The 25,509-nt window shown below is 47.8% G+C and carries 22 protein-coding genes and 5 tRNA genes; 16 read left to right on the top strand and 11 right to left on the bottom strand.

The features are described from left to right. Positions 1-124 precede the first annotated feature (124 nt). The 4 genes from M0P91_RS00210 to M0P91_RS00195 all read right to left on the bottom strand — a co-directional run bounded on the left by M0P91_RS00210 (position 125) and on the right by M0P91_RS00195 (position 3,790). Positions 125-1,303 (bottom strand): replication-associated recombination protein A, encoded by a 1,179-nt coding sequence (locus M0P91_RS00210; protein ID WP_295062794.1) that lies wholly within the window; start codon positions 1,301-1,303, stop codon positions 125-127. Between the two features lie 89 nt (positions 1,304-1,392). Next, on the bottom strand, positions 1,393-1,791 hold the full coding sequence (locus M0P91_RS00205; RefSeq protein ID WP_295062790.1) for a secondary thiamine-phosphate synthase enzyme YjbQ: 399 nt from the start codon (positions 1,789-1,791) through the stop codon (positions 1,393-1,395). Then, a complete protein-coding gene (locus M0P91_RS00200) occupies positions 1,788-2,825 on the bottom strand; it encodes a pseudouridine synthase (RefSeq protein ID WP_295062787.1) in 1,038 nt (345 codons plus the stop codon). The genes M0P91_RS00205 and M0P91_RS00200 overlap by 4 nt, the downstream gene beginning before the upstream one ends. Beyond that, the gene (locus tag M0P91_RS00195) at positions 2,822-3,790 is read right to left on the bottom strand and encodes a KpsF/GutQ family sugar-phosphate isomerase (protein ID WP_295062786.1); all 969 of its coding nucleotides are present in this window, start codon (positions 3,788-3,790) and stop codon (positions 2,822-2,824) included. Before M0P91_RS00195 ends, M0P91_RS00200 begins: the two co-directional genes overlap by 4 nt. Positions 3,791-3,835: 45 nt before the next feature. Here M0P91_RS00195 and M0P91_RS00190 point away from each other — a divergent pair, with 45 nt between their 5' ends. The 11 genes from M0P91_RS00190 (at position 3,836) to M0P91_RS00140 (ending at position 11,396) form a co-directional block, all read left to right on the top strand. Further along, complete coding sequence (locus M0P91_RS00190) at positions 3,836-5,296, top strand: NAD(P)H-hydrate dehydratase (RefSeq protein WP_295062783.1); 1,461 nt, start codon at positions 3,836-3,838, stop codon at positions 5,294-5,296. Next, entirely contained in the window at positions 5,293-5,847 is a 555-nt protein-coding gene (purN, locus tag M0P91_RS00185) for a phosphoribosylglycinamide formyltransferase (protein WP_295062780.1), read from the top strand. Before M0P91_RS00190 ends, purN begins: the two co-directional genes overlap by 4 nt. A gap of 16 nt (positions 5,848-5,863) precedes the next feature. Further along, positions 5,864-6,640, top strand: coding sequence for a thiazole synthase (locus tag M0P91_RS00180; protein ID WP_295062778.1), 777 nt, complete (start codon positions 5,864-5,866; stop codon positions 6,638-6,640). A 248-nt stretch (positions 6,641-6,888) separates the two neighbouring features. Then, a tRNA-Pro gene (locus tag M0P91_RS00175) sits at positions 6,889-6,966 on the top strand. Positions 6,967-7,008: 42 nt separating this feature from the next. Beyond that, positions 7,009-7,085, top strand: a tRNA-His gene (locus M0P91_RS00170). Positions 7,086-7,136: 51 nt separating this feature from the next. Then, positions 7,137-7,213 (top strand) — tRNA-Arg (locus M0P91_RS00165). 11 nt (positions 7,214-7,224) lie between these two features. Next, positions 7,225-7,301 (top strand) — tRNA-Arg (locus tag M0P91_RS00160). A gap of 16 nt (positions 7,302-7,317) precedes the next feature. Further along, a tRNA-Leu gene (locus tag M0P91_RS00155) sits at positions 7,318-7,402 on the top strand. 408 nt (positions 7,403-7,810) lie between these two features. Further along, positions 7,811-9,598, top strand: a complete 1,788-nt coding sequence (locus M0P91_RS00150; protein WP_295062775.1) for a PAS domain S-box protein — start codon at positions 7,811-7,813, stop codon at positions 9,596-9,598. 2 nt (positions 9,599-9,600) lie between these two features. Beyond that, complete coding sequence (locus M0P91_RS00145) at positions 9,601-10,038, top strand: response regulator (protein WP_295062772.1); 438 nt, start codon at positions 9,601-9,603, stop codon at positions 10,036-10,038. Then, positions 10,005-11,396, top strand: a complete 1,392-nt coding sequence (locus M0P91_RS00140; RefSeq protein WP_295062769.1) for an HD domain-containing phosphohydrolase — start codon at positions 10,005-10,007, stop codon at positions 11,394-11,396. Before M0P91_RS00145 ends, M0P91_RS00140 begins: the two co-directional genes overlap by 34 nt. On the opposite strand, the gene M0P91_RS00135 is transcribed toward M0P91_RS00140, so the two are convergent. The 6 genes from M0P91_RS00135 to M0P91_RS00110 all read right to left on the bottom strand — a co-directional run bounded on the left by M0P91_RS00135 (position 11,386) and on the right by M0P91_RS00110 (position 19,253). Continuing rightward, complete coding sequence (locus M0P91_RS00135; protein ID WP_295062766.1) at positions 11,386-12,750, bottom strand: copper oxidase; 1,365 nt, start codon at positions 12,748-12,750, stop codon at positions 11,386-11,388. The genes M0P91_RS00140 and M0P91_RS00135 overlap by 11 nt on opposite strands. Continuing rightward, positions 12,737-14,089 (bottom strand): TolC family protein, encoded by a 1,353-nt coding sequence (locus M0P91_RS00130; protein ID WP_295062764.1) that lies wholly within the window; start codon positions 14,087-14,089, stop codon positions 12,737-12,739. The genes M0P91_RS00135 and M0P91_RS00130 overlap by 14 nt, the downstream gene beginning before the upstream one ends. Further along, on the bottom strand, positions 14,086-14,286 hold the full coding sequence (locus tag M0P91_RS00125) for a hypothetical protein (protein ID WP_295062761.1): 201 nt from the start codon (positions 14,284-14,286) through the stop codon (positions 14,086-14,088). Before M0P91_RS00125 ends, M0P91_RS00130 begins: the two co-directional genes overlap by 4 nt. Continuing rightward, entirely contained in the window at positions 14,283-14,624 is a 342-nt protein-coding gene (locus M0P91_RS00120) for a copper-binding protein (protein WP_295062758.1), read from the bottom strand. The genes M0P91_RS00125 and M0P91_RS00120 overlap by 4 nt, the downstream gene beginning before the upstream one ends. A 77-nt stretch (positions 14,625-14,701) precedes the next feature. Next, the gene (locus tag M0P91_RS00115) at positions 14,702-15,727 is read right to left on the bottom strand and encodes a hypothetical protein (RefSeq protein ID WP_295062755.1); all 1,026 of its coding nucleotides are present in this window, start codon (positions 15,725-15,727) and stop codon (positions 14,702-14,704) included. Between the two features lie 244 nt (positions 15,728-15,971). After that, entirely contained in the window at positions 15,972-19,253 is a 3,282-nt protein-coding gene (locus M0P91_RS00110; protein ID WP_295062752.1) for an ATP-binding protein, read from the bottom strand. A gap of 198 nt (positions 19,254-19,451) precedes the next feature. On the opposite strand from M0P91_RS00110, the gene M0P91_RS00105 reads away from it, so the two are divergent. Continuing rightward, positions 19,452-20,003 (top strand): putative metalloprotease CJM1_0395 family protein, encoded by a 552-nt coding sequence (locus tag M0P91_RS00105; RefSeq protein WP_295062749.1) that lies wholly within the window; start codon positions 19,452-19,454, stop codon positions 20,001-20,003. Here M0P91_RS00105 and M0P91_RS00100 read toward each other — a convergent pair. Then, positions 19,957-20,832, bottom strand: a complete 876-nt coding sequence (locus M0P91_RS00100; protein ID WP_295062746.1) for an AEC family transporter — start codon at positions 20,830-20,832, stop codon at positions 19,957-19,959. The two genes, M0P91_RS00105 and M0P91_RS00100, sit on opposite strands and share 47 nt — an antisense overlap. A 373-nt stretch (positions 20,833-21,205) precedes the next feature. Here M0P91_RS00100 and M0P91_RS00095 point away from each other — a divergent pair, with 373 nt between their 5' ends. Genes M0P91_RS00095 through M0P91_RS00080 form a run of 4 tightly spaced genes read left to right on the top strand, consistent with a single transcriptional unit; the run spans position 21,206 to position 25,477 of the window. Further along, complete coding sequence (locus M0P91_RS00095; protein WP_295062743.1) at positions 21,206-22,375, top strand: YiiX/YebB-like N1pC/P60 family cysteine hydrolase; 1,170 nt, start codon at positions 21,206-21,208, stop codon at positions 22,373-22,375. Next, complete coding sequence (locus M0P91_RS00090) at positions 22,375-23,583, top strand: hypothetical protein (RefSeq protein ID WP_295062740.1); 1,209 nt, start codon at positions 22,375-22,377, stop codon at positions 23,581-23,583. Before M0P91_RS00095 ends, M0P91_RS00090 begins: the two co-directional genes overlap by 1 nt. Continuing rightward, positions 23,580-23,972, top strand: coding sequence for a hypothetical protein (locus M0P91_RS00085; protein WP_295062737.1), 393 nt, complete (start codon positions 23,580-23,582; stop codon positions 23,970-23,972). Before M0P91_RS00090 ends, M0P91_RS00085 begins: the two co-directional genes overlap by 4 nt. Continuing rightward, positions 23,972-25,477 (top strand): S8 family serine peptidase, encoded by a 1,506-nt coding sequence (locus tag M0P91_RS00080; protein ID WP_295062735.1) that lies wholly within the window; start codon positions 23,972-23,974, stop codon positions 25,475-25,477. The genes M0P91_RS00085 and M0P91_RS00080 overlap by 1 nt, the downstream gene beginning before the upstream one ends. Positions 25,478-25,509: the final 32 nt, after the last annotated feature.

Here is a 25,509-nt window from a genome sequence, read left to right as displayed (position 1 = left end):
CACACCTTCTCTATCCATTCCCCCATCTTCGCTGTTACTTTTATACGCGATCTGAACAAAGTCCAGATTCGCTACGCTAACGCTGAGTTCTCTTCGGCAGAGTGCCCGCGCAAAGATGGGGAACTTATTTCTTCCACACCTTCTCTATCCATTCCCCCATCTTCGCTTCATAGCCGCTGTTTTTAAACTCGACAAATTTGAGCGGTTTTGAGAGGTACTTCTGCTCTACCCATCCGCCGAAGTCGTGCGGATAGAGATACCCCTTATGCTGCTGTCGTAAATGTTCGGGAATATCGAGGATTACTCCGTTTTTAACGGCGCTTTGCGCCGCATTGATCGCATTGTAGGCGGTATTGGATTTTGGAGACGCACACAGATAGATCACCGCTTGAGCGAGGATGATTCGCGATTCGGGATAACCGATCATCTTGACGCTCGTCATAGCCGACGTGCAGAGGGTCAGGGCTTGAGGATTGGCATTGCCTACATCTTCGGAGGAGAGGATCACGAGACGCCGTGCGATAAATTCGGGAGGTTCTCCCCCCTCGATAAGGCGGGCGAGGTAATAGATCGCCGCATCGGGATCGGAACCTCGGATACTTTTGATGAGGGCGGAGGCGAGATCGTAATGAACCCCGGCTTCTGAACTCCCCAGCGATTGCGCGGCGGGACGGAGCGATTTGAGCAGCTCCGGGGTTATCGGCTTTTTGAGGGCGCTCCCAACTTCGAGAAGCTTGAGCATCGCCCGTGCATCCCCTCCGGAGCTGGCAATCAGATAATCTTTCCCTGCCTCATCGATCACGAGAGCCTCTTTTTCGCAGGCGATTTCCAACAAATCCGCTAACGCATCAAAAGAGATTCCGTACAACTCAAACAGCAAAGAGCGTGATCGCATCGCCGCCGTCAACGAAAAATAGGGGTTTTCGGTGGATGCGCCGATCACTAACGCACTGTTTTTTTCCATCACCGGCAAGAGCACTTCCTGCTGGTTTTTTGCAAGACGGTGCACTTCGTCGATAAAGATCAGCGGTTTCGTGAGGGCATTGTCGTACTGCTCAAAAATTTTGCGCAAATTTTCAATTTTGAGAGAGGTGGCGTTCAGTTCATAAAACGGGAGGTCCATGACCGATGCGATGATGCGGGCCAGCGTTGTTTTGCCGCACCCGGGAGGGCCGTAAAAAAAAGAGTGGGTTAGATTTCCCCCCTCGACCAATGTACGCAAAGGGGCGCCGACACCGCACAGATGCTCCTGCCCGACCACTTCATCGAAGGTTTGCGGACGAAGAAGGTAGGTAAAATCCATTGTTTAGACACGAGACGGGAACGCAGTCCCCGTCTCTACGCTGAGCGCTAAGCTACTAAAGCTTCGCCACTGCGGGCGAGAGATTCCCATCATCCGGCAATCACTTTGATGATCACTTCACGAGTCTGACGCGGACCGTCAAATTCACCGAAAAAGACCCCCTGCCATTTTCCAAACATCGGGCGTCCTTCGACCACCGGAATACTCACCGATGCTCCCATCCGCGAAGACTTGAGATGGGCCGCCGCATTATCCCCGACATGGCTGTACTTTTCATCACTAGGGACAACTTTGCTCAGTGCCGCTAACAAATCCCGGCGAAGATTTTGATCGGCATTTTCAAACAAAAAGACGCTTCCGGTCGTATGCGGCGTGAATACGACGCATATCCCCTCTTTAATTCCTGATTTGATCACGGCCTCTTTTACTTCAGCACTGATATCCATCAACTGTGTTTTATGGCTCGTCGGAAACTTTAATATTTTCATTTTTTACCCTCCCATTTTCCAAATTTTTTCTCAGGTTTGTATTTATTGGTGGAAAAGGAGTCCTGTTCCGGTTTCGGTTTGGTTTTCTCTTTGGTAGAGGGTTTGCGTTCGGGCTTGCTCTTCTCTTTGGAGAACTTTTTCTCCGGTTTGCGTTCAGAATCGGAGAGTTTTTTCGCCGGAGCGTATTCCCCTTTTGAAAACTTTTTCTCCGGCTTACGCTCCCCTTCTTGAAGTTTTTCGTTCCGCTTTTGTTTCTCTTTGATCGAAGCCGCTTTCTCTACCCCATCCAAAAATGAGCGCAGAGAAGTATATTCGTTACGCTCCAAAAAGCGCACCTTTCCGGTCGGGAGATTGTTAAGCTCTATCCCGCCGAAGCTCAGCCGCTTCAAATCGACCACTTCGGCATTAAAATGGGCAAAAAATCGGCGGAGTTCACGGTTTTGCCCCTCTCCGATGGCCACTTTTAAAATCGAGTAATCCCCCTGATCTTTTTGTACCTGATAGGCATAAAAGGGGGCAAAATTCATCGACTCCGTCGTTGAAAGTTCATGGGCTCCCGCACTCGCGTCGTCGAGCTCCAGCCCCTCACCCATCGCCACTTTCATCGCTTCGGTAACGGGCCCTTTGATTTTGATCCGGTAAACCCGTTCCATCTTGGAGGTCATCAGAGCCGTCGCGACCCGTGACGCGTCGGTCAGGAGAAGGAGCCCTTCGGAAGCATAGTCGAGCCGACCGACGGGGATAAAGTGACGGTAGTTTTTCGAGAGCGAATCGTAAATGGTTTTACGGTTTTGCGGATCTTTTTTGGTCACCAGCTCTCCGCGCGGTTTGTTATAGACAATCACCGTAAATTGATCGTTCGGAACAATCTTGTTCCCGCTGACGGTTACATTGGCATGACGTTCGTCCACCTGAACTGCGGGATTTTTTTCAATCTCTCCGTCAATCCGGACATATCCGTCCAAAATAGCCTGATCCGCCTCACGGCGTGAATAGGTTGAATAGTGGGCAATGAATTTATTAAGGCGCATCATGAGATACCTGCTTCCACGAGGGTATGAAGATGCAAAGCACCTTGGATAACGCCGGCAGCATCGGTCACCACCAGCAACTGTATTTTTTTATTCTCGATCAATACCAGCGCGTCCGAAGCCAGCATCGTCGCATCATTAATCGTCAACGGATGGAGAGTCGCAAACCCTTTGGCCGGAGCGTCAAGAGAAAATGACGGACTCAGCAGTGCGCGACGAATATCGCCGTCACTCAACAGTCCCGACAATTTCCCTTCGCCGTTTTGCAGCAGGACCGTTCCGAGTCTCCCTTCACTCAGGGCCAGAATCGCCTCTTTAAGCGAAATCTCTTCATCCACGATAGGGAGGTTTTCCGTCCGCATCAGATCGCTTACTTTGACAAACAGCCGTTTGCCCAGAGCACCGCCGGGGTGAAACGAAGCAAAATCCTCTTTCTTAAAATTTCGCGCCCTCATCAGGCACACCGCCAACGCATCGCCCATCGCAAGGGTCAGAGTCGTCGAACTCGTCGGGGCAATATCCAAAGGGCACGCTTCTGCCGCAACGCTGATGTTAATCACCTCATCGCTGTAGCGCCCGAGGGTTGAAGCGCTGTTTCGGGTCATCCCGATCAGCGGAATAGCGAATCGTTTGATGTGCGGCAGGATCGAGCTCAACTCTTCGCTCTCACCGCTGTAGCTGATGGCGAGCACCGCATCATCCGGCCCGATCATCCCCAAATCGCCGTGAAGCGCTTCGGTCGGATGGAGAAAAAAACTCGGCGTCCCGGTCGAGGCAAACGTCGCGGCGATTTTGGCACCGATCAGCCCCGATTTACCGACCCCCGTTACTACCAGCTTCCCTTTGCAGGCAAAAATGATCTCCACTGCACGGGTGATCTCATCACCCACCCGTCCCACCGCTTCATTCAGGGCGTTCGCTTCGATTTCAAGTGTCTTTTTGGCTATTGCGATATAATCGTTGTTCATAAAAATATTATACTCCAATAACCCTTTAAAACAGGTGTAGAATCAATGCAAAACCTTTATTTCGAAGTCTCCACCCTCGACCGACGGAGCGTTGAAAACTTTGCCCTGAGCGAAGAGCTCATGATGGAACATGCGGCAATCGCCATCGAACGCTCCATCCGCGATCGTTACGATCCGGGTTCTTCCATCCTGATCGTCTGCGGAAGCGGTAACAACGGGGCCGACGGACTGACTTTGGCACGCCTGCTGGAGGGGGATTATCCCCTTACGCTCCATCTCCCTTTCGGTGCGAGCTCTCCGCTTTGCCGCCTTCAGCGGGAACGTCTGGAAAAACTGGGGATACAAAATGAAACTCCCGGGGAGCACTACGATGTCATCGTCGATGCCCTCTTCGGAAGCGGTCTAAGTCGCCCTCTCGGCCCCGGTGCCATTGATCTTTTGGATTCTCTCAATACGATGAACGGGTACAAAATCGCCTGTGACGTCCCCAGCGGTCTCTACCCCGACGGCACGGCCGATAGCCACGTTTTTTACGCCGATCTTACCGTCACGATGGGGGGGCTCAAACGCTCTCTCTTCAGCGATACGGCCAAGGAGATCGCGGGAGAGATCACCGTTGCCGATCTCGGCATTCATCGTAAGCGCTATGAGCTCCCAAGCCCGTGGCAGCTTCTGGAAAAAAGCGATTTGCGATTACCCGTCCGAACCCGTATCTCGACGCACAAAGGGAGCTACGGCCATCTGGCCGTCGTTTGCGGCGAAAAAACAGGGGCTTCCGTCATTGCCGGTTCTGCGGCACTCCGCTTTGGAACCGGACTCGTAAGCCTCATCAGCAACGAAAACGTCTCCCTCCCCTATGATCTGATGCAGAGCCATTCGCTTCCCGAGACGACGACGGCTATCGCACTCGGGATGGGGCTGGGGGTCGAGTTTTGCGATGATGAATTGACCCACTTGCTGGACAATTCCCATCCCCTTGTACTGGATGCCGATATTTTTTATCATCCGATGTTTCCAAAACTTCTGGATAAAAAAGAGATTATCCTCACCCCCCATCCCAAAGAGTTTACCCAAATTTTACGCGTATGCGCTCTCGCCGATATTGATGTAGCGACACTCCAGAACAACCGTTTTTCGTATGCGCAACGGTTCTGTGCCGCCTATCCCGATACCGTATTGGTTCTCAAAGGGGCCAATGTCATTATCGGCCGGAACGACCGCTTCTTTATCAATCCGCACGGTACCGTCGCTCTGGCAAAAGGGGGAAGCGGCGATGTCCTCTCCGGCCTCATCGGTGCCCTTTTGGCACAAGGGGGCGATGTACTGGATGCCGCGATTCAGGCCTCCCTCGCCCACACTCTCGGAGCGCAGAGATGGGATCGGCACAATTATGCCCTCACCCCTTTCGACTTAATCGATACCATCAGCGCCCTCTGCCTCGAACAAAACAGCCGGCATCACCGTACCCGACAAGGTAGTGCCGAAATTTCAAAAGGAGTCCAATGAAACGAATCGTCATCCTCTTTAGCGGCGAGGGGACCAACCTCGCCAATCTGATCAACAAAATCCATCTCAAACATGCGGCCATTGTCTGCGCCATCACCAACAATCCCGATGCCGGAGGGATTGCCAAAGCCCGCGCTGCCGGGATCCCGGTCGAAATTCTCGATCACACCCTCTTTGAAAGGCGTGAAGCTTACGATGAGGCATTGGTCGACACCATCCGCGACTACAATCCCGATCTCGTCGTACTGTGCGGATTTATGCGGATTTTAACCCCCGTCTTTACATCACAAATCCGATCCATCAACCTCCATCCGGCCCTCCTTCCCGCTTTTAAGGGAGCACGCGCCATCGAACGAAGTTTCGAAAGCGATGAGAAGGTATGCGGGGTAAGCGTCCACTGGGTCACCGACGAACTCGACGGAGGAGAGATAATCTTGCAAAAAAGTTTTACCAAAAATTCTTCGGATACTTTAGAAGAATTTTCGGCTAAAATTCGCGAAATTGAGCATGAGATTCTCCCCCTCAGCGTAGTAAAAATTCTCAACGATTAACGAATAAAGGACAACGATGCACACTTTACAGATCGGAAAATATACTCTCGGCAGCCGCCTTATCGTCGGTAGCGGCAAATACGACTCGTTTGAAACGACCAAAGCGGCAACCCTTGCGTCAGGATCGGAGCTGATCACCGTAGCGGTTCGCCGCCTCAACATTACCAATCCGAACGAACCGAACCTTCGCGATACCTTTGCGGGGACCAACGTCAAATTCCTCCCCAATTCCGCCGGATGTACCACCGCCGAAGAGGCCATCACCCTCTTTCGCCTCACCCGTGAAGCGACGGGAATCGACCTGATCAAACTCGAAGTGATCGGGGATACCCAAAAAACCCTCTATCCCGATGTGCTGGAGACGATCAAAGCGTGTGAAGTGTTAGCACGTGACGGATTTACCATTATGGCCTACACCTCAGATGATCCGATCATGGCACGCCGTCTCGAAGATGCGGGTGCCCACGCGATTATGCCTCTTGCCGCACCGATCGGAAGCGGACTGGGTGTCCAAAACCGCTATAACATCGTGTTTGTACGCGAAGCGGTCAAAGTCCCCATTATCGTCGATGCGGGAATCGGATGCGCTTCGGATGCGGCATTGGCAATGGAGCTGGGAGCGGATGGAGTATTGACTAACACCGCGATTGCGCAGGCACAAAATCCGATGATGATGGCTGAAGCGATGAAGAATGCGGTGATCGCAGGGCGTCTCAGTTACCTCGCGGGGCGAATCGCTAAACGCCCCTATGCAACGGCTAGTTCACCCGTCGATGGGATGATCCAGTTTTAATACCTGACCTTTCCTTTTGAAAAAGGGTAAAAGCGCAGTAATCTCCCGCATCCGAAAGATGCGGGTAGCTTCAGGCATCAGCTGATAAAAGATACCCTGCTAAAATCAGTTCCTTATCGGTGTATTTTTCCATTTTGGAAAGAAATCTTTATTTTTTTTACAAATTTCAAAAAAACTCTTGACATTTGACCGAGTTTCAAATATAATTTCGCCTCACTAATTAAGCATTAGTTGCTGATTAGGAAGGTCGGGGCGTAGCTCAGTATGGTTAGAGTACTTGGTTTGGGACCAAGGGGCCGGAGGTTCGAGTCCTCTCGCCCCGACCATGTTTTGTTTTGTATCATTTCAAACCGATTTTTACATAGATGGTGGAATTAGCTCAGTCGGTTAGAGCATCAGGTTGTGGTTCTGAGGGTCGTGGGTTCGATTCCCATATTCCACCCCATTTGTTTCTGGTTTGAAACTCTTCTGATACGCGATGTTTTAGAAGGATTGTGCGTTCGTAGCTCAACTGGATAGAGTAACGGACTTCGGATCCGTAGGTTATAGGTTCGAACCCTATCGGGCGCACCATGTTAACTCTCGCGTCCTTAGCTCAGCTGGATAGAGCAATGCCCTTCTAAGGCATCGGTCAGAGGTTCGAATCCTCTAGGGCGTACCACCTTAGATTTTTATGCGCGGATGTGGTGAAATTGGTAGACACGCCAGACTTAGGATCTGGTGCCGCAAGGTGTGAAGGTTCAAGTCCTTTCATCCGCACCATCGGTCGAAAAACCCCTACTGTAGGGACTTCGGTAGATTTTATCTTCCTTCTTTTAAGAAATCTCAAAAATCATTTTTTACTACAAGCTCTATTATTAGCTCATACTTTTCAAAGCAAAGTAATTTTCTTTCTTCAACTGCAAATTAAACTTTTCAATCTTAATTATTCTACTTTTTGAATGTACTTGCCACTTTTGCGTTTTAAATATAATTACCTCTATTTTAAGTATACTATAGCCTCACAGCATAACCATTCGACAATGCTAAAACAAGGTTGAAAAAATGACCAAAGAACGCGTTGCAACGATTCGTTTGACACTCTTATTTTTAGCAGTTATGGTGAGTTTAGGCCTGTCCTTTTGGCTAACCAGTCTGAATTTGCGATTCGTGAATGTCCCTTTACATACAATGATGGAATCTGTTGTCGCCATTCTTTCCCTACTCGTCGCTTTTTTTATCTACAAATTCGATGAAGGGGATAGCCGTTTCGACCGTTATCATGCACTCGCCCTCTCGCTGATCGCGATCGGAATGCTTTCGTTTTTTCACGCCGCCAGTCCGGAGCACTCGGTATTCGTTTGGCTTTATGTGATGGGAAGAATATTGGGATCGCTCCTTCTCTTGAGTCTTTTTCTTCCGGAGAGACAACTCTCTACTCCCATTTTTCGAGCACTTCCCTATGGAGTCATCGGGGTGTCGGTCAGTATTGCCGTGGCACTTCTTTTTCTCAGTATGGTACTCCCTGCAAGTGAGTTGAACCGAGAATTTAATATCTGGGAGAAGTGGGCCAATAACCTCTCGGCTCTCTTCTTTTTTCTGGGCTCTTTGGTTTTTTTCCGCCACTACCGTCGTGAGTATCAAGATGCCGATTTTTATTTCGGCGCATTGCTGCTGCTCCTTTCCTCCGCTTCGTTTTATTTCCAGTTTTCCCATCTGTGGGACGGAGCATGGTGGTATTGGCATTTTATCAACGTCTGTGCGTTTGGTCTCATCCTCTACTATTACATCGGTTATTTCGACGAACAGAAAAAACAGTGGATGGAGAGCAAAATCGATGAGGAGAGAATCAAATTCGTGGCCACGTTTGAGCAAGCCGCCGTCGGCATCGCCCATGTAGCACCGAATGGATCATGGCTGAGAGTCAATCACAAACTCTGCGACATTGTCGGTTACAGCCGTGAGGAGCTGTTAGCATTAACATTTCAGGACATTACCCATCCTGACGATCTCCAGATTGATATGGGATACGTCAACGAGATGCTTATGCGTAAACGGACAAGTTATAAAATGCGAAAGCGCTATTTTCATAAAAATGGTTCTATCGTGTGGATTGATTTGAGTGTCACGTTGATATGGAAAGACGAGAGTACTCCTGATTTTTTTATCGCTGTCATCGTCGATGTGGGAGAAGAGGTAAATGCCAAAGAAGCACTTCAAACCCTCAATGCCGAACTGGAGCACAAAGTATTTGAGCGGACAGCGGCTCTTCAAAATACGTATGATGAGATGGAAGCATTCACCTACTCCGTGTCTCATGATCTACGCTCACCGCTTCGGGCGACCGACGGTTTTTCTCAGGCACTCCTCGAAGACTACGGGGAGAAACTGGACGAGACGGCCCGTGATTATCTCTCCCGTATCCGCGCGGCAAGCCAAAAGATGGCGCGGCTTATCGACGATCTGCTCCAACTCTCCCGTCAAACGCGTACAGATATGAAACCCCAAACGATAGATCTAGGATCAATGGCGCGTAAAATCACAGCGGAACTCTCGACGCAAGAGCCTGAAAGAGCGATTAATATCATCATCGGCGAGGGATTGAATGCCTACGCCGATCCCCATCTGATGAACGTCGTCTTGACGAATCTACTGGACAATGCGTGGAAGTACACCTCTTTACATTCGCATGCTGTCATTGAGTTTGGATCGATGATCGAAAATGGCGAAATAATCTTTTACGTTCGCGATGACGGAGCCGGTTTTGATATGGCGTACGTCGATCAACTTTTCAAACCGTTTCACCGTCTCCATAGCGCACAAGAATTTCTGGGAAACGGGATCGGGCTGACAATGGTAAATCGGATTATTAAGCGTCATTTCGGGCGAGTTTGGGCACAGGGAGAGGTGGAAAAAGGGGCAACAATCTATTTCACCCTCGGACTGAATAGCAAGAATCAATCTACACAGGAGCACTAATTATGACTACCAAATATATCCTTCTCGTCGAAGACAATCCTGATGATGTTCTTCTCACCCGCAGAGCACTTACAAAAGGGCATATTATCAATGAGCTGCGAGTTATGGAAGATGGTGCCAAAGCACTTGATTATCTTTTTGGTAAAGGGGAGTTCAAAGGGCGTGATACCGCCGACTCTCCCGGACTGATACTCCTCGACCTGAAACTTCCCAAAGTGGGAGGATTCGAAGTACTCGAAGCGATCAAAACAGATCCCTTCCTAAAACGAGTTCCGGTCGTCATCCTCACCTCCTCGCGCCAAGAAGAGGATGTTGTGCGAGGGTACGACATGGGGGCAAACAGCTACATCCGCAAACCGGTCGATTTTGAAGTATTTGTCGAAACAGTCGCGCAGATGGGGATGTATTGGCTCATGATGAACGAAGCACCAACGGAGTGATGCAGATGGAGAAAGAGCCCCTTCGTATTTTGATAATTGACGATTCACCGGACGATACTCTCCTGCTGGAGCGGGAGCTTCGCAAAGCGGAGTGGGAGATTATCCTCAGACGAGTCGACACTGGTGAAGCTATGATGCAGATGCTAGAAAAAAAATGCTGTGATCTCATTCTCTGCGACTATATGATCCCCGGATTCGGAGGGATGGAGGCACTGGAGATTTTCAAAACCTACAATCTGGATATCCCTTTTATTATGATATCGGGAAAAATTACCGAAGAGATGGCGATTGAAGCACTCCTAAACGGGGCACAGGATTTTGTCCTTAAACAAAATCTCCCCCGTCTCATCCCTGCTATCCGTCGGGGGATCGAGCGTATTAGGATCATTTCCGAGCGTAAACAGGCAGAGGAATCTCTTAAGAGTGAAGTGCATCGCCGCCGCCGAATGATGGAAAGTTCGAATGACGGCATTGCTATCTTTAACCAGAGCCATCAACTCGTCGAAACCAACGGCCGTTTTGCACAGATGCTGGGCTATACGATGGATGAGATGCTGAGACTGCATATCTGGGATTTTGAAGCGACGATGAGTAAAGAGCAGATATGCCAGAATTTTGCGGACATTTCGACAATCAATACGACGATCGAGACCCGCCATCGGCGTAAAAACGGCACCGAGTACGATGTCGAGGTGAGTATCGGCGGTGCGGTAGTGGATGGCGAGGCGATTTCTTTCACGATCAGCCGGGATATCACCGAACGCAAAGAGGCAGAAAAAAATCTGCACAACAGCCTGATCGGAACCGTCCGCGCTATCTCCGATATCGTCGAGATGCGCGATCCCTACACGGCGGGGCATCAAAAACGGGTCGCATCGCTTGCCTGTGCCATTGCTAGAGAGCTGGGAATGGATGAAGATCAGATAGAGGGATTGGCTCTGGCGGCACAGATCCACGACGTCGGGAAAATCCAGATTCCTGCCGAAATCCTCAGCAAACCGACCCAGATCACCGAGATCGAGTATATGATGATCAAAACTCATCCCGAAGCGGGATACCAAATACTCAAAGATATCCAATTCCCCTGGCCAATAGCAGAGATGGTTCGCCAGCATCACGAAAAACTCGACGGTTCGGGTTATCCACACGGATTGAAAGAGGAAGATATCCGCTTGGAGTCACGTATTCTGAGTGTTGCCGATATTGTCGAAGCAATGGCGTCGCATCGTCCGTACCGTCCATCCCTTGGGATCGAAGTCGCGCTTGAAGAGATTTTACATGAGAGGGGAACCAAACTCGACGCGGCCATCGTCGATGCGTGTATCGCGCTGTTTAGAGAGAATCGGTTTACCTTTTAAAGGGCATAAGATTCACTTTTTTTGCGACCGTCCCATCCGGATGGTTGTACCATCCCGGATCGGTATAATCCCCTTTTCCTTGAGCTTTGCGAACTTTTACGAGGGTGAACATCCCCCCCATCTCGATCGGACCGAACGGCCCTTCTCCGCTCATCATCGGCAAAGTATTTTCAGGCAGTTTCATCCCCATCTCTCCCATATCCTGCATCTCCGCCATCCCATTTTTACCCATGGGCATATACATATACTCGGGCATTAAATCGCTGATTTTTTCGGTGAGGTCGTCTTGTTTGACCCCAAGCATATTGGGGACACTGTGCCCCATAGGTCCCATCGTGTGATGCGACTTATGGCAATGCAGTGACCAGTCCCCCTCTTCGGTAGCGATAAATTCAAAGGCTCTCACCTGCCCCACGCCGATATCGATGGTCACTTCAGGCCAACGGGCCCCTTTTGGAACCCATCCCCCATCGGTACACGTCACCTCGAACGGATGGCCGTGCATATGGATCGGATGGTTCGTCATCGTAAGGTTTCCGACGCGGATACGGACACGGTCCCCGACCCGGACATTCATCGAGTCGATCCCCGGAAAGACACGGCTGTTAAAACTCCAGATATTAAACTCGGTCATGGTTGAAGGATTAGGGGTATAGGTTCCCGGCGCTACGTCGTAGCCGGCAAGGAGAAAGCAAAAATCACGGTCTGCTTTATGCTCTTTTGGACTTTTGGGGTGAACGATGAACATCCCCATAGCTCCCATCGCTATCTGCACCATCTCATCGGCATGAGGGTGATACATAAACGTCCCGCTTTGGCGGAGGGTAAACTCATAAACATATGTCTCTCCGGGTGCGATCTGCGGCTGAGTCAACCCCCCGACCCCGTCCATCCCGTTAGGGAGAATCAATCCGTGCCAATGGATCGTCGTGTGTTCGGGGAGCTTGTTCGTGACGATCAGCCGCACCCTATCCCCCTCCACCGCTTCGATCGTCGGTCCCGGAGAGGTCCCGTTGTATCCCCAGCAGTTGACCACCATCCCCGGAGCGAATTCCCGCACAACCGGTTCGGCAACGATACGGAACTCTTTAACCCCCTCTTTCATCTCATAGGGCAAACTCCAGCCGTTGAGGGTGACGACGGGGTTGTAATTTTTCCCCTCTTGAGGTGTAATGACCGTAGCGGGAGAGAGGACCCGTTTCGGATCTCTGACGAGAGTCAGTTGGCGTTTAGGGATGGATAAGGGAGCGTGAGCGCTATGATCATCTTCTCCGCCTTTAAGCGAAGAGGGCAAACCGGCAGATGCGAGTAACGTTGCTCCAAGCCCTAAAAAATCGCGTCTATTTTGTTGCATGATACGCCCCTCCTAATACATACACTAAATCCGCTTCCGTTTTTTGGTATTCCCCTATCGCATTGACGGCCCCTATCTTCGCCTCGCTATAGCGACGCTGATCGGCTAGAAGTTCATAAATACCATCCAACATACCGTTGTAGTAGCGCTGAGTCTCTTCCATAATATTTTGGTTGACTTTTACGATTGCGGATTGATACTCATCCGCGCCGTCATAGGCATAACGGCTCTGCGCGTAGGCTTCACGGGTCTGACTTCGGACATTTACCGCTATTGCATACAGCCGTTGAACACTTCGGTTATAGAGGGCTTGAGTACGGCTCAAACGGGCCTCTCCCATGTCAAACATCGGAATGGGAATTTTAATCCCGATTGTAGTGAAACGTGCCGAATCGGTACTTTTTTCTCCTCCCCCTTCTACGGTTACTTCGGAGAGAAGACGGGTATTTTCGGTATATCCCGCCTCTTTCGCCGCATATTCGACCGCTTTCATAGCTGCGGCAATATCAAGACGATTTTTAAGGGCGAGACGTTCAAGCCCCTCGCTTTTTGGAAACGGTGCCGAAAGCATCAGCCCCTTGGTATCCAGTTTATAATCGGTTTGCTCCGCGTAGAGCCCCATCATTTTAGTAAGGGCTTCGCGCGCTATGGCATTTTCCCGATTTAGACGAATCGATTCAAGCCGTGTACGGCTGTATTCATCCTGAATCTTCAAAAAATCTCGTTTCGAAAGGTTACCTGCCGTATATTGGCGTATTGCAAGCTGAACCGATGCTTCATGCGATTTGAGGACGTCACGGTTCAATCGTACCGCCTCTTGTGCGACTTGTGCATCGATATAGATCTTTTTCGCATCCCGAACGGTTCTAAGCACTTCATCCCCGACACTCAGTTTCGTCTCCTCCAGCGCCAAACCTCCGAGCTCTTTACGCAAAGGGATCCAGAGCAAATCCAAAAAGGCCAACTCCAGCGTCATACCCGACGTACGGACCCCCCCGCCGTGCCCGATCGAATACCCAAGCAACGGGTTGGTCATTAAACCGGCCTGTACAAGGTCGCTTTGGGCAATCCCTATTTGCTCATACGTTTGCTGCAAAGTACGGTTGTTAATGAGGGTAATACGGACCGCGTTTGCTTCGTTGAGCGGTTCTTTCAGGAGTGCATCCACACGCATCTTGGCTTCATCTACGTCCCGGGAGGTTTTAAGCCAGATGAGGGGTTCTGCTCCGCGAGTAGCCGTCATTTGATTCATCGAATCAAATACTTCCTGTTGAGAGAGTGTTGAACACCCCGACACGACCAATAGGGCTGCCAAGGATACGGCAATCTCTTGTCTCATTTTTGACCACCGCGACGTGTTGCGTTTTGATCGTGTTCCTGAAGACGCGCTTCTTCAAACAGATTGATCGGAGGATTCACCGGAGCATAAACGCTCTTACCCTCTTTAACGTCCACGGAAATAGGGGAGGTAACCCCTTCCGCCGCACCCGGAGAGAGAATGAACACCATGGTTAAGAGATACGCCGCGTATTTCATTGCTTTTTCATCCGTACGATGACATTTTTCCCCTCTTTTTGGATAAATTCAAAATCAACCCGATCTCCCACGTTCAAAGGATGGGTTAATTCATGATCGATCACTTCAAAGGGCATACTCATGGAAGGCCATTTAAGCAGAGGGATCGGATCGTGAAAAATACGCAAATTTTCGTGGTTATCGGCAATCGATTTCACCGTTCCGCTGCCGTGAATGGTGAGATCCGACACCGCTGTAGTTTTTACATGGGAATGATTTTCGTCCATCTCCATACCCCACGCCATCGGGCTCACGGCCCATACACCCATACACACAACGGTAAGAATTTTTGTTTTCATGCATAAACTCCTGATGTAATTTTCAAACCAGTTTATCCCATATACCCTAACCGTTATTGAATCTAATAATAACGGTATTAATACACAAAACCGATTCCGACGCCCGCTCTCTTCCCTTCCTGAGTACTGTCACGATACTCCGCTTTGGCAACGACACGGGGGGTGAGGTACCAATTAAAGCCCGTTGCGTATGCCGATCCCCCTAGTCCGGTCGCCTCCATCGTTTGAGCCGGACGGGCATACTCGGTATGGCCGAAGAAGATCACCTCCCGTGTCGAACGGGCAAAATATTGACGTCCGATATCATAGCCGATTGTCAGACTGGCCCCTTCGGCACGTTTGTCGACCGTTACACCCGAGGGGAGAGTATCGATATCGCTGATCCAGCCGCGCGAAGCGATGGCCATCGCTTCCCATCCATTCTCAAAATGTGCCGATACATGCGCTTCGACAAGGGTTGCGGAGGCACTTGATCCCAATAATGGAGTCGTAACCACGCTCCCCCCCACTAAAACGTTCCCCATCGTCCCATAATCGATCCGGGCAAGCCATCCGGGTTTCCCGTCCCCTCTCAAATGGGACTCTTTCCCCTCCCGTATCCAGCTCTTTTTCTGAAGTTTGGAAGCTTCCATACCGCTCATCACCCCGGCAATTACTGTAAACTCTCCGAAACGGCGTTTCACAAGGGCGGCGCTCTCATGCCATTCGGCGGGAATAATCAAATGCTCGACGCGTGAAGGTTCCAGCGTCAAAAAGTAGATCGGTTCATGATAAAGATTGTACAAACCGATGGGCATATGCACTTTACCCAAAGAGAGGCCCGTCTCCCCATTGACGCGAAGGTCCAAAGAGAGGGCTTCAAGCTCTGCTTCAAACATCCCCCCCTCTTCGGAAGGGTGTTGAAAACCGATAGCGACACAAAGCTTTGCGTTATCCGAAAAGTGCAGCGTCGGTTCCACCATCATATCCGCAGATGCGTTGCTCCGCTCTCCCGGTTGTGAGAAGAAAAAACCCTCCCCGTACCCCTCAACGCTCAAACGCTCTTGTGAACCCCAAGCCGCCAAATGTATGACGCAAAGCATCATCAAAATCGGAAATTTCACTGTCACCCTTTTTATTTTTGATAATCATACGCAATATTATATTAATACAGGATAAATGATAACGATTATTACTCTTTTATTTACCCCTCTTACCGGCACTGTCCGGATAGAAAAACCCCCTTGATATATGACCTTACGCACTCGATTCGTTTTCCGTCATCCTTTGGCTAAACAGGTGCTTCAATGGGAGTTAATCTCCCGCATCCGAAAGATGCGGGTAGCTTTAGGGGGGGCGTAACATCAGTTATACAAGAAATTCCCGCTGTCGCGCGTGTTTGTGCCGGAAATCCTCAAAACTCTCCCGAAGTTCCTCAAACAGACTTCCGTAGGGAGCCGCCTCACGGTTGAGCGCATACTCCTCAATCAATGCGGCGATATCGGACAGGGTTGACAATCGTAAATTTCCGGCGGCCCCTTTGATGGTATGCGCCTGAGTTTTGATCTCCTCAAAATCGAGTCGATCTATCGCCTCTTCCAACGCCTTAAGCCGCGCGGGGGTACTGCTCTCAAAGAGATCAAAAACCCGGACGAGAACCGTATCGGGGAGATTCAGCCTCTCTTTGGTATCTGCATACAGGCTCTCTTCCTTTTCGTCCATCCCGGAAGCGGAAGAGATCTCAATCGAAGCTTTCCCCAAAAACCGTTCCAGTGTCTCTACCAGAAGATTCGGATCAATCGGCTTGCTTAGATAGTCGCTCATCCCGGCGGAGAGAAAACGCTCCCTGTCCCCCTTGAGGGCATTGGCCGTCAACGCGATAATCGGAATATCCGGATGGTTTTGTCGGATCATACGGGTCGCTTCGATCCCATCCATAATCGGCATATTAACATCCATAAACACAAGATCGTACCGGTTCTTCTCTATCAGCAAACACGCCTCTTCTCCGTTCACCGCAAAATCGGGGGTAATCGCGTGTATCTCCAGCAGCGCTTCGATCAAAATCCTGTTCACCTCATAATCCTCGGCAACCAGAATACGGCGGTTCTTCCATTGTTTGACCCCTCTCTCGTACGAGACGCTCCGTACCCCTCCCACACCGATGGAGAGGAGGGTATTATAGAGGCGGGAGGGGCAATTGTCATAATCTTGGATCGTACGGACGTACTCCGGATAATTTCGCTTCGATGATCCGATCAGGACAATGTGGCTAAAAGATTTTTCCGCCGCAGCCACGAATCGATCTACCGCACTCTCCTCAAATGTAATGATAACATCACACGCATCGTCACGCACCTGCGCATCCAATCCGTTTTCATCGCATTCACGATAGGGGAGGCCAAACCCTTCAAGCTGTCGCTTGAGGGGTTCATGCTGAGGAGAGGAAGAGCGGATAATACCGACCTTGAACGGTGCGAATTTCGCAGCGATCACCTCTCTGGGATCCGATTCTTCGACCTCTAGGTCAAACCAAAAACGGCTTCCGACCCCTTTTTGACTCTCCACCCTTAATCTCCCGCCGAAGAGCTCCACCAGTTTCGAACTGATGGAGAGCCCCAGACCGGTCCCTCCGAACTGACGGGTCGTCGAACTGTCCTCTTGGGTAAAAGGGGTAAATATGGCCGATAATTTCTCCGGGGCGATTCCGATTCCGCTATCTTGCACACTGAATCGGAGTCTCTCTTTTTCAGAGGGGAGGGTGATTTTGCTCACCTCAACCGTAACACTCCCCCCCGCCTTGGTAAACTTGAGGGCATTGGAGATCAGGTTGCCCATCACCTGTTTGAGGCGGAGAATATCGATATTAATGCTCTCGTTGAGAGTAGAGTCCAATCGGACCCGATAATCAACCCCTTTTTCATGTGCGATGGGGAGGAACAATGAAAACGCATTTTCAAATTCGACAAAAGGGTTGATCACCACTTTCTCCAGCAGCAGATTTCCGCTCTCGATTTTTGAAAGGTCCAGAATATCGTTAATGACCCCCATCAGCGTTTTACTCTGATCGGCGATGATCACCGCCTGCCGGTGATTCTCGTGGGGCAGGTTCGCATCGCTGAGGAGCTTGGCAAATCCCATGATTCCATTGAGCGGGGTGCGTATCTCATGGCTCATATTGGCCAGAAACTCCATTTTCGCCATCTCGCTGCGCTGCGCCTCCTGCCGAAGCCGCTCTTCGCGTTTCGTTGTTTCGACAAGCAAGGTGACATCTTCACCCAGTCCGATAAACTCAAGGATTTTCCCTTTTTCGTCAACAATGGGGCAAATGGTAATGTTCACATAATACGATTGACCGTTCTTCGCCCGATTTTGCAAAGCACCGTGCCAGATTTTCCCTTTTTGGATCATCGTCCACAGCTCTTTAAACAAGGTTCCGGGTGCATCGGGATGGCGGATGAGGGTATGGGACTTTCCGATCAGCTCTCCCTCTGTATAACCGCTGATCTCGACAAAACGGGGATTGACGTAGGTCACGATCCCCTTATGATCGGTTTTAGAGACAATCATATTCTCATCAATCGCTTTTTTATACTGTTCGAGGACCAAAGTGGAACGGTTATAGCGATAGATATACCACATCAGCATCGCCAGAAGTACGGCAATGATAATCAACAGCTCTATCAACTGACGGACGGTATCGGCGAAAAACGTATGATCGGAGGAGAACTCTACCATATAGGCGGCTTGATTATCGCCGATCTCATGAACCGGTTTAAGGATCAGGAGCGAATAGTTTCCCTGATAATAGAGTTTTAACCCCTGCAGCTTCTCTTCCCCCACCCCTTTTTGAATCCTCTCACGGTTATTCTCAAGAAATCCTTTCAATTCCCCCCTCTCAAATCCGGTTGCCCCCTTCTCCAGAGCGCTCTCCTTATCTTCGAAATAGGCCGAACCGAACGGCGAGTCACGGTAGTATTCGCCTATCTGGGTCGTTGTCGCCTTGCTCTCCTGAAGGGAACGTTTGATCACAAACGTATACGCGCCCGGGTTCTGTCGCATCGCCTGTTTTTTCAAGGCGACAAAAGGATAGGCAACCTCTACGGTACCGACAAATTTTCGGTGATGAAACAGAGGATAGATCGTCCGGAATCCGTCAAACACTTTACCCGTTTCAAAGGCTGCCGTTTTTTTCTTTGTTTTTTGCGCGATGACGATACTCGGACGGGCAAGTGAAAGCGAATCACCGAATTTTTCGGGTTTATGAAGGCGTAAAAAAGCAATTTGATCCGGCAAATGAAAAAAAAGGATCCGAACATCAAAATTTTTAAGCGATCGGTATGTCGCTTCGGTAAGGGTCCTCAGTTTCTGACGCAATACAGCCTGTCGAGAGGGATCGGCATGAACCGCTTCTTCCATAATGGCAGTAATTTCGGGACGCTCAAGGAAAAGGGCATAATAGCTGTCGATCATTTTGCCCTGCATCGACTGATACTCTTCCATCCGCTGATCAAATTCGCGGACATGCGCCTCAATGTAGGTGCGGTTTTGCGTTTCATAGCGCGAATAGAGGATCATCGTGACCGCCGCCATTAAAACGACATAAAGGGCAATAAAAGAGACAACCCGCGTTCTGCTCCACTCTACCATCGTCATTCCTTATAATTACTTACACTCACCTTCTCTTAACCGGTGTTGTAAGGGGAGTTAATCTCGCGCATCCGAAAGATGCGGGTAGCTTCAGGGGGGTGCAGGGGACATTTTCCCTGCCACATTAGGGACTTTGTTCCTAATGTGCGTAACATTAGTTAAAACGATTATATACTAAAAATTGCTATAATTATTTTAATGGAAATCTCATCTTCATCCGGGTCAAGCCCTTTTTATACCTATCAAAACGACAAAGCCCAAAAAGGGGGAGAGTCCTCTTCATCTATTAAAAAATCGGCTGCTGCTAACCAATTAAACTCCGCAGAGCTCGCTCAGGTTGCCAAACTCTCCGTTATCGATACCAAAGTACGTGCCCACGAAGCGGCCCATATCGGTGCGGGTGGAGGTGTAGTCAACGCAGGGGCCTCCTACAGTTATGCCCAGGGGCCCGACGGGAAGATGTATGCCGTCGGCGGAGAAGTGCCGATCGATCTCTCCGAAGGAAAAACCCCCGGCGAAACCGTCCAAAAGGCCCGGCAGATCGTTGCAGCCGCAATGGCCCCGGCTGACCCGAGTCCGCAAGACTACAAAGTCGCCGCATCCGCATCGGTCATGGAGCTGCGGGCCCATATGGAAGAGACGCAGCAATTGCAGGAAAAAGTGAAGGGGAAAGAGGCCTATTCCCAAAACGGCCTGAGCGCCGTTACAGCCAATGGGCAATCAGCGGAAGGGTCACCAGCGATACCATAATCCCGTATCCGACCAATGCCGCGCTCAGTTCCGGCGCAAATCCCGACGCGATCGCCAGTGCTCCGGCCGTAATCATCGAGGGCATCCCCGACTCCAGGACGGCCGTTTTTAACGCCAGAGGCTCCACGTTCATCGCATGCAAAATGCCAAACGCAATCAGAGGCATCACCAGAAGTTTCAAAGCCAAAGCTTTGGAAAACATCCGGTAATCGACCGCCCCTCCCAGTCGGAGCGAATACCCTACCGAAATCAACGCAACGGGGACCAGTGTCGCAGAGAGAATTTCGAGGTAGGGGATCGCCTTTGCGGGCATTTCGCCAAAAAGCAGCGCACCGATCAAAACGATAAACGGCGGAAACACAAGGAGCTTTTTCAGGATCAGCCGTTTGTGGACCGTTCCGCTCTCATAACGGGAAATGATGACACTCCCATACAGCGACAGCATCAGAAAGGTCCCGAACTGGTCGTACATCAAGACGTACCCGATCGCGTCGGGGCCCAAAAGGGTCTTGACAATCGGTATCCCCACAAAGGAGGTGTTGCCCAACGGTATCACCAGCAACAAGGCCGCCCGAACCTGCGGAGGCTCCTTTCTCGTTATAACCATCACCAAATAGACCATAATCGGCAAAAGGATCCACGGGATCATAATCACCCCCAAAGCCGAAAGGTCCAAATGGGTTTTCGGCACCTGTAGCAGCACCGTTGCCGGAAGAGAGACATAAATGACGAAAAAGTTGAGACTTTTCGAAAAATCGGCAGGGGCGTCAACCCGTTGAAGGAGTATCCCGATCACCAGCAGCGCAATAATAAAACCGAACTGCTCCATCGCCCCTCCTACCCTTTAGTGATGCGAATACTAATCACCTCCCCCTTTGGATTCTCTAAAAGAGCGTCGATTCTCTCTGATACGGGTTGGTAACAATCGATATTAAGAACTGAGCGTAGCGTACGCACCTTGTCTAAACACGTGTAAAAAGCTCAGGAATCTCCCGTATCCGAAAGATGCGGGGAGTGTTTCGCATAGAAAACACTAATATCAAATTTGCCTTCTTGATAAGAATAAATTCCATGCAAATAAACAATTAAAGCTACTTATCGAAACATACTCAATTAAAAATGTGATAAATAACTTAAAAATATAACTAAATAGATTATATATTACTATTATTTGTAGAATATAAATTATAAATGGAGTAGTTATGAAAACGATAGGAAGTGTCTTAATCGTTCTTTTAGTATTAGCCGGATGCAGGGAGAATACCACAACAAGCTCTAATGGGGAGCCAACGGTTGAATACGCGTCTAACAGTGCGGCATCCAAAGAGATACAGAACTTTACCAATGCAGATTGGCTTTATGAGGAATATTTTGGAGAATATGGTTTTCCTATTGAATTCAAAGAAGCTATTATTGATGATATCAAGATGGTTGCCAATGGGTTTGCACTGATGTTCGCACAAGGTCAAGATGTAGACAGTGCCATTAGTGAATTTAAAGCCGGAATGATGATACTTCAAGTGTCGGGTCAGTTTAATGAAATGTTGTCGCAAATGAAACAAGATTTCAATAGCAGTGATTATGATTTTAACCAGTCTAAGGTAGCGTTTGAGCCTATGACTCTTGAACCAAAAGGTGAGTTGACATCAGCTGAAATTGAAAGAATTAAAAAGGTCCACGAAGAAGCAAAAAAAGTAGATGAAACGTATAGGAGGGAGCAAGAGGAGCTTGTAGTAAAATATAATTTGCCGTATGCCTTAGAAAATAGAGCTTCAAAATATGTGATCTATTCGCAATCAATGAAAGGCGGTGGCGGGAAAAGCAGTACACCGACTCCTGCACCAGCAGTTAAAAAACATCAATCAAATATTTCTGATTGGCATTTGGAGCCTGGAGACATTATGTGGACGGACGGTGCCGGAGGTATAGGACATATGGCAATTTTTACCACTTACAACAATTGTGTAATCAAAAATATTTGGCACGAAGATTTATCAATTGTTGAAGCAAATACGGATGGTGTTAAGGAAAAGTTTGCGTTAATCCAATGGCAAAATTTATACGATACCGTTCGTTCGTATTATTATTACAATGGGACGAACTATGATTTGGCGACGAGTTCTATGAGTGATGACAGGAGACGAACGATTGTAAGATTTGCACGGGCGAAAATAGGACAACCTTACAACTGGAATTTTTTCAATAAAAAGGCAGATGATAAAACATACTGCTCGCAATTGGTCTACAGCGTATATAAAGACAGCTGGACGGAACCGATTGATCTCGATAGCGATGGCGGATTTATTGTGTGGCCAAATGATATTATCACCCATAAAAATATCGTTATGCGAGATCAAACGAGGAAAATATGATGGACTACAAAGTATGGATCGTTACAATCGTTCTTTTATTTATGACAAGTGGGTGTAGCACTAAAGAGGAACGAGCGGAGGTCAAAGAGTGCGGCAACAGCTTTGTGGTTTCGGATACAGAAAATATCTTTCTTTTTGAATACGATACCGACACGTCTCGCATTGTCAAGCGTATGGAATACAAACCAAAGGAGACTTTTAATCAGGCTGCATACAGCTGTGAACTTCAAAAAATAATTATTGCTTATTCTTTTAGAGGGATTAGTCGCAGTATCGGAGGTCTTGAGGTTGTGGATATGAACAAAAAAAGTTACCATAAAAATATCAAAGACAGCCCATCAAATTTTGTTTCCCATAAAAATGGCTTGTTAATTGAGACTGAACTATTTCATGCCGAGCTTCCTGCCAAAGAGCTTGGGGATATCCCCGATATACGGGAGTCTGACGGAAAAGAAATTTTCATTTATACCCATTATATTACATTAGAAGATATTGACAACGGCACTTTTTCTCCCACCAAGTCCTATCGGATTCGACCCCGTTTGGGTGAGGGAACCCATGTTTATGGCAACCATTTGTATGGTTCCCGTGATGGACATCTTTATAAAGTCGATTTGAAAACGGGCAAACGGGAACTGTACAGTGATTTTACAACCACTTTCAATCTATTTTTAGAGGGTGATGAGGGGAGTTTTTATGTTCCGAAGGTAAAGGAAAAACCTATCGTATGCGAACATGGAGAACACGGTGACTTTAATGAAAGCCAAATGCCAAAAGAGTGGCAAAAGTCTGCAAAAATATGGAATAGTATGGACGATAATGCCCTGTACCGATTTCACAAGGATAGCAAAAACGGTCAGTGGAAACACGACAAATATACGGATCTGCCGGATGGGATTCGATTCAAGATGGTCGTGGGCGATGATATATACTTTTTTACCAATAATAAAAAAGTGTTAAAAATCAACCCTGTTACGGGCGCTAAAGCACAATATCCGTTTGAATTTAGCAATACCTTTTCAAGCATTAATTATATAGAAAATCATTTTGTAGTGTTGGTACCAAAGAAAAACGGGACGAGCGTATATATAATAAAAAAAGATTTTTCCAAAATGTCGGCTCCATTTCATATAGACTATTTTGCGACGCATGTTGGCGGAATATCGACTCATCTTAACTATCATGAGCATGCGGCACTTAGTGAATGAGACGTATTTTAATAACCCTATTAATGTTTTATAGCGCAAGTGCCACTGAAGTGCTGTATTGGTTTGATGAAGATCGAAAAAAATATGTGAAGAGAGAGTATTTTGATGCAAAATTGGATGCTTATGTGTACTCATCGTCGCATACTTCTTCTAAAAAAATGATATTAACACAAGGAGTTGTTATTTGTTTTTTGGACACACCGAGTGAATTCATTCTAAAAGAAATAGAAACTGCTTATTCACTTGCGCTGATCAAAAAAATAGATATTGGAACAACCTATTATCTTTTTAAAGTAGGGGATAAAGAAAAATCATTATCAGTTGCAAATGAAATAAAAAAGGATAAAAGAATTCGATACGCTTATCCTGATTGGCAAATAATTTTCTAATGAAACAGCTATGGATAAGTTTTTTACTGATATTACTTTTATACGGTTGTAAAAGTGAAGATATACAAAATGACTATGTCGAAGATCCTCTTCGTAAAGATCAATGGTATATTTCAGGGGTCAATTCAGAAACCGATATTGAGCATATTAATTTGAATCAGACCCAATATAGTGGCAAGGGGGTTTTGATATCACTCGTTGATAACGGGATAGATATTTCACATGAAGATTTAAAACCAAATATAGGTATAGGCAACTACAGCTACCTGCCCAAAGAATATAATTTTGAAGAAAAATCAGATCATGGTACAGCATGTGCCGGTATTATTGCTGCCGTTAAAGGTAACGGTAAAGGGATCAGAGGCATAGCACCCTCTGCAAAAATTATTGGATTTAATGCATTAAGACTTGCAACCATAAGCAATTTAGCAGATGCTTTGATTCGGGGAAAAAATAGAGTCTGGATTAGCAATAACAGTTGGGGAGATATAAATAGCTGGGGAGAGCCATTGGCGCTGAAAAAACTCATGGAAGAGGCTTTAATCGAAGGTGTAAATAAAGGACGGGATGGGAAAGGGATAATCTATGTTTTCGCGGCAGGAAACGGTGACAATATTGTTAATGATTTACCGATAGATAATGTCAACTACAGCGGTTTGGTGAACAATCGATATACCGTGCCTGTTTGTGCCGTAGACGAATATGGAAAAAGAGCATTCTATTCGGAAAAAGGAGCGACTTTAATAGTTTGTGCTCCCTCAAAAGGAAGCGTGAGTGGGCGAGGAATAACAACAACGGATGTTCAAGGTAAGCATGGCTACAATCCTCTTTATTTTAAAGATGATTATTTGGATCAAAATTACACCAAAAGTTTTGGCGGTACATCTGCGTCCGCACCAATAGTCAGTGGTGTAATAGCATTAATATTAGAGGCTAGACCTCAGTTGACGTGGCGAGATCTTAGGGTTGTATTAGCAAAAAGTGCTAAAAAAAATGATATTCATGACAATGATTGGAGGATGAATAGCGCCGGTTATCATGTTAATCACAAATATGGTTTTGGTTTGGTGGATACCGATGAGGCTATTCGTATTGCGTTACAACATAAATTATTGGAAAAAGAGCAAATTTTTGAGTATGAAAAAAATGTAAGTATGATTATTCCCGATGGTTCTAATGAAGGGATAAGTGATGAAATATTTGTAGATAATACTCTACAAATTGAATTTATTGATATTATATTTGATGCAAGTGATCATCCTAATTTAGGAGAATTGGATGTTATCTTAACTTCTCCAACAGGTACCACTAGCGTTTTAGCTGAACAGCACAATACGCTATTTGATGTTTTTGTCTATAATCACTGGCGTTTTGGAACAATGAGGCATCTAGGAGAAAATACAAAAGGTATATGGAAAATCAAAGTGGTAGATAAAAAAAGTGGAAATACAGGTACATTTTTTAAGTGGAAATTAAAATTTTATGGTAATAATTCAGATACATAGAGAAATTAACTACTGACCCTTGCCGTACCAAA

It is taken from the genome of Sulfuricurvum sp., assembly GCF_023229695.1.
GTDB lineage: Bacteria > Campylobacterota > Campylobacteria > Campylobacterales > Sulfurimonadaceae > Sulfuricurvum.
The sequence above is the reverse complement of the archived record's forward strand: the minus strand, read 5'-3'. Positions and strand labels throughout refer to the sequence as shown.

Bases quoted from the DNA above. Each gene is read 5' to 3' on its own strand.
- M0P91_RS00205 (WP_295062790.1), bottom strand. From the start codon at position 1,791: ATGAAAATATTAAAGTTTCCGACGAGCCATAAAACACAGTTGATGGAT.
- M0P91_RS00200 (WP_295062787.1), bottom strand. From the start codon at position 2,825: ATGATGCGCCTTAATAAATTCATTGCCCACTATTCAACCTATTCACGC.
- M0P91_RS00105 (WP_295062749.1), top strand. From the start codon at position 19,452: ATGGAAATCTCATCTTCATCCGGGTCAAGCCCTTTTTATACCTATCAA.
- M0P91_RS00100 (WP_295062746.1), bottom strand. From the start codon at position 20,832: ATGGAGCAGTTCGGTTTTATTATTGCGCTGCTGGTGATCGGGATACTC.
- M0P91_RS00110 (WP_295062752.1), bottom strand. From the start codon at position 19,253: ATGGTAGAGTGGAGCAGAACGCGGGTTGTCTCTTTTATTGCCCTTTAT.
- M0P91_RS00195 (WP_295062786.1), bottom strand. From the start codon at position 3,790: ATGAACAACGATTATATCGCAATAGCCAAAAAGACACTTGAAATCGAA.
- purN (WP_295062780.1), top strand. From the start codon at position 5,293: ATGAAACGAATCGTCATCCTCTTTAGCGGCGAGGGGACCAACCTCGCC.
- M0P91_RS00180 (WP_295062778.1), top strand. From the start codon at position 5,864: ATGCACACTTTACAGATCGGAAAATATACTCTCGGCAGCCGCCTTATC.
- M0P91_RS00120 (WP_295062758.1), bottom strand. From the start codon at position 14,624: ATGAAAACAAAAATTCTTACCGTTGTGTGTATGGGTGTATGGGCCGTG.
- M0P91_RS00095 (WP_295062743.1), top strand. From the start codon at position 21,206: ATGAAAACGATAGGAAGTGTCTTAATCGTTCTTTTAGTATTAGCCGGA.
- M0P91_RS00135 (WP_295062766.1), bottom strand. From the start codon at position 12,750: ATGCAACAAAATAGACGCGATTTTTTAGGGCTTGGAGCAACGTTACTC.
- M0P91_RS00150 (WP_295062775.1), top strand. From the start codon at position 7,811: ATGATGGAATCTGTTGTCGCCATTCTTTCCCTACTCGTCGCTTTTTTT.
- M0P91_RS00085 (WP_295062737.1), top strand. From the start codon at position 23,580: ATGAGACGTATTTTAATAACCCTATTAATGTTTTATAGCGCAAGTGCC.
- M0P91_RS00090 (WP_295062740.1), top strand. From the start codon at position 22,375: ATGGACTACAAAGTATGGATCGTTACAATCGTTCTTTTATTTATGACA.
- M0P91_RS00145 (WP_295062772.1), top strand. From the start codon at position 9,601: ATGACTACCAAATATATCCTTCTCGTCGAAGACAATCCTGATGATGTT.
- M0P91_RS00125 (WP_295062761.1), bottom strand. From the start codon at position 14,286: ATGAAATACGCGGCGTATCTCTTAACCATGGTGTTCATTCTCTCTCCG.
- M0P91_RS00190 (WP_295062783.1), top strand. From the start codon at position 3,836: ATGCAAAACCTTTATTTCGAAGTCTCCACCCTCGACCGACGGAGCGTT.
- M0P91_RS00130 (WP_295062764.1), bottom strand. From the start codon at position 14,089: ATGAGACAAGAGATTGCCGTATCCTTGGCAGCCCTATTGGTCGTGTCG.
- M0P91_RS00080 (WP_295062735.1), top strand. From the start codon at position 23,972: ATGAAACAGCTATGGATAAGTTTTTTACTGATATTACTTTTATACGGT.
- M0P91_RS00210 (WP_295062794.1), bottom strand. From the start codon at position 1,303: ATGGATTTTACCTACCTTCTTCGTCCGCAAACCTTCGATGAAGTGGTC.